Origin of the sequence: Geofilum rubicundum JCM 15548, from assembly GCF_000974365.1 — a bacterium.
In the GTDB taxonomy this organism is placed as follows: Bacteria; Bacteroidota; Bacteroidia; order Bacteroidales; family Marinilabiliaceae; genus Geofilum; species Geofilum rubicundum.
This window is the reverse complement of the sequence record NZ_BAZW01000084.1, coordinates 1-10,694: the sequence shown is the minus strand read 5'-3', so window position 1 is coordinate 10,694 and position 10,694 is coordinate 1. Positions and strand designations below refer to the sequence as shown.

Below are 10,694 nucleotides of genomic sequence, written 5' to 3'. Positions count from 1 at the left end.
TGAAATGAATCAGATACTGTTTGGTCCTCCAGGTACCGGCAAAACTTACCATACTATTGATGAAGCGCTCAAAATTATTGATCCTGATTTTTACGATAATCATTCCGGTAACCGTAAAAAATTGCACGACAGATTCGGTGAATTGCTGATAACAAACTGGGACGCCCCTGTTGGCAATATTGCTTTTTGCACCTTTCATCAATCCTTTAGCTATGAAGATTTTGTTGAAGGCATTAAACCGCAAACCACCGAAGCCAAAGACATTATATACAATGTGGAACCTGGTATCTTCAAACGAATTTGTCAGCTTTCCGTGGAGAAAAAGCCCTCGCAAGATGGGACCCCGCAAAAAGAAGATAACCCAAACAAATATGTCCTAATATTAGATGAAATCAACCGCGGAAATGTGGCCTCCATCTTTGGAGAGCTTATTACACTTATTGAAAAAGACAAGCGAGCCGGAGGAAACGAAGAACTGGAAATAACGCTTCCCTACTCGAAAGAAACCTTTAAAGTCCCGAACAATGTTTATCTGTTGGGCACCATGAACACAGCCGACCGGAGCATTGAGGCATTGGATACCGCACTGAGGCGGAGATTCAGTTTTAAGGAAATGCCTTCCAGACCCGAAATCATTGCAGAAGCCGGGAATTCCATCGATGGTATTGTAGAGGGAATTGACTTGCCACAATTATTGACCGCCATCAATCAGCGAGTTGAAAAACTGATTGATAAGGACCACATGATCGGCCACAGTTATTTTTTAAACGTATCATCATTGGCCGACCTGAAGCTTGTCTTTTTCAACAAGGTTATTCCTCTACTGCAGGAATACTTTTTCGGAGACTATGGAAAAATAGGTCTTGTACTAGGTGAGTCTTTTGTAACCTTAAAAAACAACGATAACAAATTTGCAAATTTCCGGCATTACGACCAGGATATCCTCACGGATTTGGAAGAACGGAAAGTATTTGAAATAACCAATCTAGAAAACTGGGAAGCAATCGACTTTATCAGGATATATCAATAACCCTATGAAGACAATACAGGTATTTGAACATGAAAGGTTAACCATTCACAAAGATGAGAACGGTCGCAGACTGACCGGCGCTCAACTCAAAGCCCTGTGCCGTTTCAACGATAAAAATCACAACAAATATTTCACGGTAATCCATAATGGCGTTAAATTCGGCAATTATGTGGGAGTCATACAAATAGGTGGTTTAGCCCTTGAGATTTTGCCCAAGGCAGACCGTGACAGCATCACACCAGAAAATCAAAAAATAAAAACCCGCTGTTGGCGCAAAGTTCTCCTAAAGATGCTCTCCATTACCCGCTTATTAAAGGTAGAAACCGTCTCAGATAGCACATTAAAAAAACGACACAACTCAATCCTTGATTTGTACTTCGAAATTTATCTCAAGGAAGTTGAAAATCTGATACATGGAGGCTTAATTAAACAATACCGAAATACCTCCAACAACATAAGAACCCTTAAAGGCCAATTACTCTTTGCTCAAAACATCAGAAAAAATTTAATCCACAAAGAACAATTCTATACCAACCATCAGATTTATGACCATCAGCACCTCATCAACCAAATCCTTTTAAAAGGTCTTTTAATTGTAAAAGATCTGTCCAGATCACCATCTCTGGCAGATCGTATCAACAGAGTATTACTCTCCTTTCCGGCTATCAAAGAAACAGCTATCACAGAGCAATCTTTTACCAGAGTCAGGCTCAATCGGAAATCCATTAAATATATGGAAGCGTTAAGCATTGCAAAAATGCTTATTCTTAACTATTCACCCGACATAATAAGTGGTTCGGAAAACATGCTGGCCTTACTCTTTAACATGGATGCTCTCTGGGAAAAATTCATATTCAAAACATTGAAAAAGCATGAAACCGAAGACTTCATCGTACAATATCACCAATCTCAAAAATTCTGGCATAACAGAACCATTGAGCCGGATATTGTAATACACAAAGAAGGAATACCTTTTGTTATTGACACTAAATGGAAAATCATCGACAACGACAAACCCTCTGACGCTGACCTTAAACAAATGTATGCATACAATATGTATTGGGAAGCTCCCAGAAGCATGCTTTTATACCCAAAAGCCCAAGCTTCAGTAAATAATCATTTCCGTTCTTTCCACAAGGGCAAAACAGGAGACAATCTTTGTAAAACTGGATTTATCAGTGTTCTTGATGAGACAGGCAACTTAAATTCAAATATTGCAATGGAGATAAAAAATCTGTTGAATTAAAAAATTAACATTAATGCTTCAAGGATATTCAGACCTTAGAACTTTATTAATGGGATGGTACGCAATTAGCTGCTTCCAATCTGGTTCAAAACTGAGCAAGGTCAGCTGAGGAATGAAGCTCAAAAATTTGCCATTATTGACTAACCAAAAAAGCACGCACGCTCATCATCATCCACTAGCTGGAAAAAGGCTTTGATGGTTTTCACGGTGGGCTTGACAGAATAACTATGCCACTTAAGGTCGGCACGCATCCAGTAAACTTTCCAATGATTTTGCGTCTGCACAAAAGTGGTTTTAGCCACAGGAGACTCCATGATTTCGGACGGCTTATTCCATCTGGGCCTTATCTCATACACAAGAACGCTTTGTCCTTGTATTTGGTAGGCCAAATCAAGTTGATTTCTTATTTCCACCGGCGGTCTGCGTTTTTCCAAAAACCCTTCGCCTGCAGCGGTAACTTCCTGTATTTGTTTTTCTGTGAGTGCCATTGTATTATGCTGTTTCTAATTATTGTATTTCAAAAGGAAGGAATTCACACCTGCTCTTTTGTATTTAAAATTGTACCGAATTTGCCTTAATCAAACCAAAACCAAAGTTATTCAAAACTTCACAATACCAATCCCCGGACCGAAGTATTGACAAACGAATTACTGACTCAAAGCACTTAGGTCAGAACACATTTTTTTCACAAATACATGCTAAATTTGTGAAAAAATAAAAATTAAAACACAATTCAAAGTGTTGAAAAAGAGATAGAAAGAATCATTAAGTCATGATCTGTCCCCCTTATCAATTGAACAGTCTTAAAAGTAGCCCATACAAACACAAATTTTATATATTACCCAACTAACAAAACTAAATACGAGTTATTTCAAAGAATAATTCATTAAAAATGGTATTGATCATTCGGAAAAAGCAATCGAACCAAAAACCAAAGAAAATGAAGGGTGCTTTTTTGAATATGAGAATCTTAAAACTCTATTGGGTGAACTTCAAAAACTGATGAATGCCTTTTACAAAGTTCAGAAACAACTAAACGCATCATAGTCATGATAATTAGTGGGACAGCAAAAATTCTTAACACTTCAGGAATTCAACCGGTAAAGAACAGTGAAGAAATCACAGATGCTTTGCCCGGTGAATGGTATGCTGGCCTGGTGTCAGCATATTCAGTTGCGGTTGATGAGCAGTCTTGGATCGGTTACATTTTGTTAGGAATGGAGCATTTTGCAAGGTTTTGAATACCTTTGAAATGAAAATTTGATCCCGGGAAAGATGAACAACAAAATTCCAATAAACGAATATATTAAAAACGCTCTGCGAAGCTGCAGGCTTGCGGTATTGGCTACGGAGGGTGGCGGACAGCCTCACGCAAGCCTTATTGCCATTACGCCGGTTTCAGAGTTTCGACAGATTTTTTTTGCTACTTACCGCAACACACGCAAGTTCACAAACCTGATTAATAATGGCAGAGTAGCCGTTCTGATTCAGGGGGAAGATACTGAGCTTTCACACGAACCATCCGGTTATGCACTTACCGCTTATGGTAATGCTCAGGAAGTAGGCAAAACAGATTATGAAGAAATTTTGAAAGCGCATGTGCACAGAAATCCCGATTTGGCCAATTCCCTTCAGTCAGCAGATTTGGCGGTATTCCTGATTAAAATTGAAACCTATCAGATGGTTCGGGGATTCGATGATGTTACCTGGTGGCCTATGGGCGATTCAGGTTTGTAGTTTTACTATTACCCACTTCCAACCTCGAGAGAGTTTCAGTCCAATTAAAACATCATAGACATACCAAACCCCTTACCCGGCTTCTTTTTAATTACATGTTCTTGTTGGGAACTCAAAACCTTGTCTATTTCAATATTGAGCATTTTAGAATACTGAAGTAACATGAATTTTCTAAACACATCCATATCCTGACTTGCTCTGGTATCGACTAAAGCTTTATAGTAGTCTGCTTTATCTTCTTTAAAAACATTGGATAATGGCAGGTTGTGAAAATGCTGTACGTAATTCATCATCAATCGCGAAACCCTTCCATTTCCATCTCTAAACGGGTGTATGGATACCAAATTAAAATGTGCATCAAAAGAAGTTATCAAAGCCTCTTGCTCACTGATATCCGCTTGAAGTTTGCTGTTTAACTCATTGCAAAATACATCAACTAAATGAGGCACTTTGGTATAATCGGCAAACCTCGTAACCCCTGCATGAACATTTTGAAGTCTGAAATCTCCTTTACTGGAATCATAAACACCCATAATCGTGTTATGAATGCCGCCAGTATCCTTCATCACCTTACCAGCAACTTCTTTAAGAAAAGAAGGGGTAATCAAACTTTTCTCAGAAGCTTTTTCAATAATAAATAACAATGCCTGATAGTGATTAAGCTGCATGTGGTGATGTTCGATAGGCTTACCTTTGGCAGTAACATTATCATCCAGGAGAAGCTGCGTTTCCTCCTCCGTCAAAGAAGATCCTTCTATACTTGTGGAATGATGCACAATTGAATAGTGAATGTACTTTTCCCCATCAATAGACTCTTTTATGTTAAAGCTATTGTACTTTTCAATAAGCTTGAAAGTATCTTTCAATAGTTCATTTAGTAACATACTCTGGGAAAATTTCAGGAAATGTACGTCAATTTCTTAAAATAACGAACATCTATACTCAATTCATTCGGCTCACAAAAAAACTACCGAATAACGATCCATTGCCCATCCTCCATTCCCAAATGGTAACCCTCACAGAAAAAGACATCACCGGAAATATTACTGCATTCGCCAGGCTTAAATGTTAGCATAAATAGGTATTCAACAATATCTTACATACAATTTTGCCATCCATTAATTTTTTCTATTGATCAGATTTACAACCACTTTTGTCATCGTGTCTTTTTCATCAGGTTTACTAACAGCTATCATCAAAGTCAAAGCAACCAAGGTGTTATCAGCAATTCGTTTGTTTCCATGGTTGTCAAATAAAATTCCGTTTCTTTCTAAGAAATAGAGAAATAAGAATGCAGCAATCCTCTTATTTCCGTCCGAAAACGAATGGTTTTTTGTAATAAAGTAAAGTAAATTAGCAGCCTTCTCTTCAATGCTTGGATACAAATCCTGCCCGCCAAATGTTTGATAAATTGTTGATATTGAACTCTTAAACGAATCATCTTTTTCATTCCCAAACAACCCACTGTTCCCATGAGCCTTCTTCGCAATCAGAATTTGCTTCTTTGCTTCCTCATAAGTAAGTTGAAATGATTCTTTCTCAGTGGTATCTTTTATTTCTAATCTTTGGTAATCATATTGGTCAAGAATATCCAACGCATAGGCATAATCCGAAATAATTTTTAGTAACCCAATGCTTTCATCATTAGTCAGAATTTTGTAATTTAAAACGCTACTTATCACCTTCACAGACTCTTGCAACTCTTTTAATTGCTCTTTTTGCTGTAGTAATCGCTTCTCATTTATGGAGTATCCTTTAATTAAATATTCCTTAATTATCTGATTTGCCCAAATTCTAAATTGTGTTCCTCTTGGTGATTTAATCCGATAGCCAACAGAAATAATAACGTCTAAATTGTAGTAATCAACTTGGTAAATTTTTCCATCAGATGCAGTTGTTGCATTTTTTGCAACAACTGAATCCTTATGTAGTTCCTTTTCTTTAAACACATTGCTTATATGTCTGGATATTACGGACTTGTCTCTTTCAAACAACTCTACAATTTGATTTAGATTCAACCAAACAGTTTCGTTATCAAGCTGTACATTTATTTCAGTTTTTCCGTCCTCTAACTGGTATATCCTAATGTCTGAGTTTTCCATTAATAAAAGTTTTCTCAAATATAATAATCTAAATTATCAATATAATTCGTAATGCTGAATTTTGCTTAAATGCAGAGCCTTATGGAAGCCGCCCTAGCAAGGGCAGATTACTGAATTAATTTTTCTTTTCATCTTCCCAATAAAAAGTCAGCTCAAATCTTCCCGGCTCCTTTGCATTGACGCTCCGCTAATGGTTTGCCCCCCTATTAACCGATCAAAAAGCCCCTGTTCCACCAACAAATTCTGATCAATCAGCGCCCTGTATTCATCCATATTCTTACTCATCAGATGAATGAGCAGCTTTTCCTGGTAGATGGTTTCGCCTTCGAGAGACAAGCAGGTTTTTGAATCGGCCATGACCAGATAAATGGCGATACCTAAATCAAAATCTGTTTCTATTTCATCGATGATTTGCCCGGCTACCCGGGCAAATTCGCGTTGCCGGGTATTTATAAAATCATCCAATACCTGGATGGCTTGTTGGGGCGACCTGAATTTTTCGTCCTTGCTCTCCAAAAATACATCGATGTAATTCTGGCAAAAACGAAATGCGGCTTTGCGGGCCACGGACGGGCTCTCATGTTTGAACAGTTGGTTAACTTCCACAGGGTTCGATAAATCACCGGGAGAGCGCATAAAAGTGCCGCTTACCAGGTAAAAGAAAGGTGTTTTCATAAGATTCGTCATTTAAAATTTGAAACCGACAGCTGCACTTTGTTGAGCGGTGCTTTCCTGGGTACAAAAATCGATGGCGTTATCTAACCCCGGCTCATACCCATGAATGATGGACTCTATTTCCATTTTGCGCACCACATTATTGATTTCTCCGCCGGAGAAATCAAAACGGCGGGCCAGAATGCTACATTCCTCATCCGACAAGGAAGGCATCTTTTGCTTCCAAATCCGGGTCCTGATTTCTGCATCCGGCTTGCCGAATTTGATTTTAAATAAAAAGCGGCGATCGAAGGCATTATCCAAATTACCCACCAGATTGGTGGTGGCCATGAATATGCCCTCAAAATTTTCCAACTCCTCCAGCAAGATGTTTTGAATGGCATTTTCGGTCTGGCCAACAGCGCCCTTTATATTATTCGAGCGTCTCGAAAGAATGGCGTCGGCCTCGTTGAACAGCAAAATTGGCGTGGAGGGGCATTGTTTGCAGTAGGCACGATAGTCGGTAAAAATCCGCTTAATGATCTTCTCACTTTCTCCGAACCACATGGACTTCGACTGACTGATTTCAATTTTCATGATCTCGCGGCCCGTTTTACGGGCCACCTGCAGCACACTTTCGGTCTTGCCGGTCCCCGGAGCCCCATGCAGCAGCACTGTGACCCCCACTGGCAAATTCTTTTTGGCCAGGCGTTCCCTGGTGGCATTGAGCCACTGCTCCTCCAGCATCTGGTTGAGCAACATCAGGTGCTTCATCTCCATTTCGTTGAAGATTAATTCGCGCTGCGTAATATTTTCAGGCTCAATGATGTTATCGCGCTTTCTTAATTTCACAAAGGACATCATTTCATTGTCGGCCAAAATCTGCAAAGATTTTGGACTCAACTTAATCTCGCTTTCATTGAGAAAGCGTTTTTCTTCCAACTCCACCAGGTTCATTTTTACCAGTGGATTTTTCCCCTCCGACACATCTTGCATAAACCGAAGTCGCCTGGCAGATTTGTCGAACAGTTTTTCGCAGATGCTATTCAATTCTACCTCGGTACTTCCATTGATATGTTCCCATATCAGTTGCAAATACACAATGAGTTCCTGGCTCTTCAAGCCCATTTTCTCAATGGTGCCCACCAGGGGGAAGTGTGCATATTCCATAAAGAGCACTTTACATTCACAAATGAGTTCATCGGTGCAAATGACCTCATTGGCACGCTGATCCAGCTGTTCCTCCCACTTTTCGAGGAATTCAAGTATGTTATTGACCTCCTCCTTCTTTATTACCGGAAGGGCTTCCCTCTTGACAATGGCCCGGGCCAACATGTCATTGATGGAATATTCCTCCCTATTGGCAAGGCCCCTGTCAAAATGATTGCGCCGGGCCTTCCTTTTGGTCACATAACCCAAATCACACAAGGCTTCCAGATCATCGTTAAATTCAATAATGCTGATCGGATTGCAATCAAAGTAGGATGTCAGATCGCTCACCTCTGCCCGACTGCATCGTAGTTTAAGCCAAAAATAATAGTGGTGAATAGGGCCTGAATTTTTGTGATCTTCAAAAATTCGGCTATCCGGCTCAACTCCGAATCCATTTTATCCAACACCTCCATATTCAGTTTACTCCCCTTTGCATTTTCATAAACAAGGTTCAGAGATTTCAGCAAATCATTGTTGGTGGCTGTTTTCATTGTGTGGCGTTTTAATCGTTTGCATCCTATTGTGAAGCAAAAGTAAGGCGGCAGAATGCCAAAACATGTCGCACCAAATTTAAACCACCCCTAAAACACAACAAAAACACTATATTTGATCAGACCAAAATCCACAACCATGTCGAAACAAGGCTACTTACAGCGATACCTCTTAATTCTTGAGTTCATTAAAAGCCACCCTTTCTGCACCAAGGCCGGTATTCTGGCGCATATTGAAGACGAAATGACGGCCCGCGGCATTGAGACAGGTCTTTCAGAACGCACTTTAGCCAGAGATTTGGTCGACATTCAGGAACTCTTCGATGTCACCATCCAATACTCAAAAAGCAAGAAAGGCTATTTCCTGAACACCGAAGAATCCGGCAACCCTGAAATCGTCAGTCAGTTTTTAGATGCCTTCAACATTCTGAATGTAATGGGCGGTGAAACCGGAAAGCCCAACTTCATTTTTCCCGAATCCAGAAAATCACGTGGCACCGGACATTTATTCACCATCAAAAAAGCCATCGAAAAAAAGCAACTTTTGGTGATCAGCTATCACAAGTTTCACCCTCAAACCACCGAACAACGGACCATCGCTCCCCACATTTTAAAGGAAAGCCGGGGCCGCTGGTACGTGGTGGGCTATGACAAAGCCAAGCCCAAGGCCATTCGCTCCTTCGGTCTGGATAGGATCCTATCGGCCACGCCCCAACCGGAAAAATTCACACCGATGGAAACCACCAATTGGGACGACTACTACCGCGACTTTTTCAGCATGTTCACCGATGCTGCCCCGGAAAAAGTCCTACTGAAATTCGACCATCAGGACGGCAACTACATTGAAACCATGCCCATCCACCACTCCCAAAAGCTAACCCGCACAGAAGAAGGCGTCACCGTAGAACTCTTCATCGGCATCACCCTTGATTTAATGATGGAATTAATGTCGCGCAGCTGGTCGCTTGAAGTAGTGCAACCCGAATGGTTGCGGGAGAAGATGCAGAGTATCTTTGCGGATGCTGCGAGGCGCAATTCAATCAGAGATTAACCCATACAAGCCTCATAAGCCTTTTGGGCATACTTCTCCAAATCATTTTCAAAATACATTTGTTTATTAACGGCAGCCTCTTCTATAGTTTTGATGGCCTTATCAAAACTAGAAAAGGTTGATTTTATTTGTGGTTTTGCCACTAACAAATCAAATCTGTAATTTTCCTTTTTTGCTAAATCAGCTAAGAGAGACAAATTGCCATATATTAAAACAGATTTTTCCTGAATTTTCTTAGGTTCTTTCAAGTCGAAACTAATCGGCTTTACCAAATTAAAAGACCCATTCTTCCAGGCAAAATCAAATTTGAATTCATTGTTGTCAGTATGGACGATATAGTCCAACTCAAAATTGCTCATTAAGTCCGGAGATTTCTTTATAATTTCTCGTAAAAAAGACTTCCGAAGGGATTCTTCAGTGAAATGCGTTCTTGGGGTTATAACCACATATTCATTTAAAAATTGACTTTCGAGGTCAGCTACTATTTTCTGGGTATCTGAAGTATATGATAGACTCTTATAAAAAGGAGAAAATTGCAAAGCCGAATCATCAGATTTTAGTATTTGATAATCTAATAATGATTTTAGGCTTTCTACCTCGTTGAAGTTGATGGAAAACAATGTGTCAAACTTATTTATCTGATTAACATTTTCCTCTATTTGAACCAGATAGGATTTTATCCTGGTTTCTTTGAAATCTTTAAACAGGCCTTTTAAACGGGAAAAGGAACCAGTAAAACTAAATTGAACTCTCCTTTGGTCCGGAAAAAACACAATAAATCCAATATTCACCCGCTCGTTGTGCAGTTGTGAAGGAATGTATTGCAAAACCGAATATGTGAATGTCCCTTTGTTCATCTTCGTCCGTTTCAAAAAGTTTCCCAAAAAAAAGCTTACGCTCAACTTCTACCTGTATTAGCCAGGGTTCTGTGCGCCCTTCTGTCTGAAGTTAGAAAACAAATTTAATCTTTTTAAACTACAGTCAACGTGTATCTTATAACAAAATACCACCGTCCAATTAAATTGCCATCAATTAAAAAACACCACCATCCAGTTTTGCATCCTATAATTGATATCTCTCATTGTTTAAAAATCACCGGTTGCCTAAATCGATATAGGCTGAATGCCGGTACTGATGATGTTCTGCTATTTGAACATAGCCAAGCTCATTA

The 10,694-nt window shown here is 39.6% G+C and carries 13 protein-coding genes; 6 read left to right on the top strand and 7 right to left on the bottom strand.

Going from position 1 to position 10,694, the window contains the following annotated elements:
* The coding region (locus JCM15548_RS19180) for an McrB family protein (protein WP_157482969.1) at positions 1–1,030 on the top strand (1,030 nt) is incomplete at its 5' end.
* Positions 1,031–1,124: 94 nt separating this feature from the next.
* A complete protein-coding gene (locus JCM15548_RS19175) occupies positions 1,125–2,276 on the top strand; it encodes an McrC family protein (RefSeq protein WP_227626040.1) in 1,152 nt (383 codons plus the stop codon).
* Between the two features lie 140 nt (positions 2,277–2,416).
* On the opposite strand, the gene JCM15548_RS19170 is transcribed toward JCM15548_RS19175, so the two are convergent.
* Entirely contained in the window at positions 2,417–2,764 is a 348-nt protein-coding gene (locus JCM15548_RS19170; RefSeq protein ID WP_062128660.1) for a DUF3024 domain-containing protein, read from the bottom strand.
* A 561-nt stretch (positions 2,765–3,325) separates the two neighbouring features.
* Here JCM15548_RS19170 and JCM15548_RS19165 point away from each other — a divergent pair.
* Positions 3,326–3,517: a hypothetical protein gene (locus JCM15548_RS19165; protein ID WP_062128658.1), complete on the top strand. Its 192-nt coding sequence runs from the start codon at positions 3,326–3,328 to the stop codon at positions 3,515–3,517.
* A 34-nt stretch (positions 3,518–3,551) separates the two neighbouring features.
* Positions 3,552–4,013, top strand: coding sequence for a pyridoxamine 5'-phosphate oxidase family protein (locus JCM15548_RS19160; RefSeq protein ID WP_062128656.1), 462 nt, complete (start codon positions 3,552–3,554; stop codon positions 4,011–4,013).
* 44 nt (positions 4,014–4,057) lie between these two features.
* Here JCM15548_RS19160 and JCM15548_RS19155 read toward each other — a convergent pair whose 3' ends face one another.
* The 5 genes from JCM15548_RS19155 to JCM15548_RS19135 all read right to left on the bottom strand — a co-directional run bounded on the left by JCM15548_RS19155 (position 4,058) and on the right by JCM15548_RS19135 (position 8,472).
* On the bottom strand, positions 4,058–4,897 hold the full coding sequence (locus JCM15548_RS19155; protein ID WP_062128654.1) for a Fic family protein: 840 nt from the start codon (positions 4,895–4,897) through the stop codon (positions 4,058–4,060).
* Between the two features lie 234 nt (positions 4,898–5,131).
* Complete coding sequence (locus JCM15548_RS19150) at positions 5,132–6,115, bottom strand: virulence RhuM family protein/type II toxin-antitoxin system death-on-curing family toxin (RefSeq protein ID WP_062128652.1); 984 nt, start codon at positions 6,113–6,115, stop codon at positions 5,132–5,134.
* A 147-nt stretch (positions 6,116–6,262) separates the two neighbouring features.
* Entirely contained in the window at positions 6,263–6,790 is a 528-nt protein-coding gene (locus JCM15548_RS19145) for a hypothetical protein (protein WP_157482967.1), read from the bottom strand.
* 12 nt (positions 6,791–6,802) lie between these two features.
* Positions 6,803–8,269 (bottom strand): ATP-binding protein, encoded by a 1,467-nt coding sequence (locus JCM15548_RS19140; protein WP_062128648.1) that lies wholly within the window; start codon positions 8,267–8,269, stop codon positions 6,803–6,805.
* Positions 8,266–8,472 carry a hypothetical protein gene (locus tag JCM15548_RS19135; protein WP_062128646.1) on the bottom strand — a complete coding sequence of 69 codons (207 nt, stop codon included), beginning with the start codon at positions 8,470–8,472 and terminating at the stop codon, positions 8,266–8,268. The genes JCM15548_RS19140 and JCM15548_RS19135 overlap by 4 nt, the downstream gene beginning before the upstream one ends.
* A 139-nt stretch (positions 8,473–8,611) precedes the next feature.
* Between JCM15548_RS19135 and JCM15548_RS19130 the strand changes: the two genes are divergently transcribed.
* Positions 8,612–9,523 (top strand): helix-turn-helix transcriptional regulator, encoded by a 912-nt coding sequence (locus JCM15548_RS19130; protein ID WP_062128644.1) that lies wholly within the window; start codon positions 8,612–8,614, stop codon positions 9,521–9,523.
* Here JCM15548_RS19130 and JCM15548_RS19125 read toward each other — a convergent pair.
* Positions 9,520–10,380, bottom strand: coding sequence for a DUF3037 domain-containing protein (locus JCM15548_RS19125; RefSeq protein WP_062128642.1), 861 nt, complete (start codon positions 10,378–10,380; stop codon positions 9,520–9,522). The genes JCM15548_RS19130 and JCM15548_RS19125 overlap by 4 nt on opposite strands.
* A 129-nt stretch (positions 10,381–10,509) precedes the next feature.
* Between JCM15548_RS19125 and JCM15548_RS24735 the strand changes: the two genes are divergently transcribed.
* Positions 10,510–10,694 (top strand): hypothetical protein (locus JCM15548_RS24735; RefSeq protein WP_227626039.1); only part of this gene is annotated, 185 nt, incomplete at its 3' end.

Coding starts and splice junctions, on each gene's coding strand:
- JCM15548_RS19130 (WP_062128644.1), top strand. CDS start 8,612: ATGTCGAAACAAGGCTACTTACAGCGATACCTCTTAATTCTTGAGTTC.
- JCM15548_RS19155 (WP_062128654.1), bottom strand. CDS start 4,897: ATGTTACTAAATGAACTATTGAAAGATACTTTCAAGCTTATTGAAAAG.
- JCM15548_RS19135 (WP_062128646.1), bottom strand. CDS start 8,472: ATGAAAACAGCCACCAACAATGATTTGCTGAAATCTCTGAACCTTGTT.
- JCM15548_RS19165 (WP_062128658.1), top strand. CDS start 3,326: ATGATAATTAGTGGGACAGCAAAAATTCTTAACACTTCAGGAATTCAA.
- JCM15548_RS19170 (WP_062128660.1), bottom strand. CDS start 2,764: ATGGCACTCACAGAAAAACAAATACAGGAAGTTACCGCTGCAGGCGAA.
- JCM15548_RS19150 (WP_062128652.1), bottom strand. CDS start 6,115: ATGGAAAACTCAGACATTAGGATATACCAGTTAGAGGACGGAAAAACT.
- JCM15548_RS19145 (WP_157482967.1), bottom strand. CDS start 6,790: ATGAAAACACCTTTCTTTTACCTGGTAAGCGGCACTTTTATGCGCTCT.
- JCM15548_RS19160 (WP_062128656.1), top strand. CDS start 3,552: ATGAACAACAAAATTCCAATAAACGAATATATTAAAAACGCTCTGCGA.
- JCM15548_RS19125 (WP_062128642.1), bottom strand. CDS start 10,380: ATGAACAAAGGGACATTCACATATTCGGTTTTGCAATACATTCCTTCA.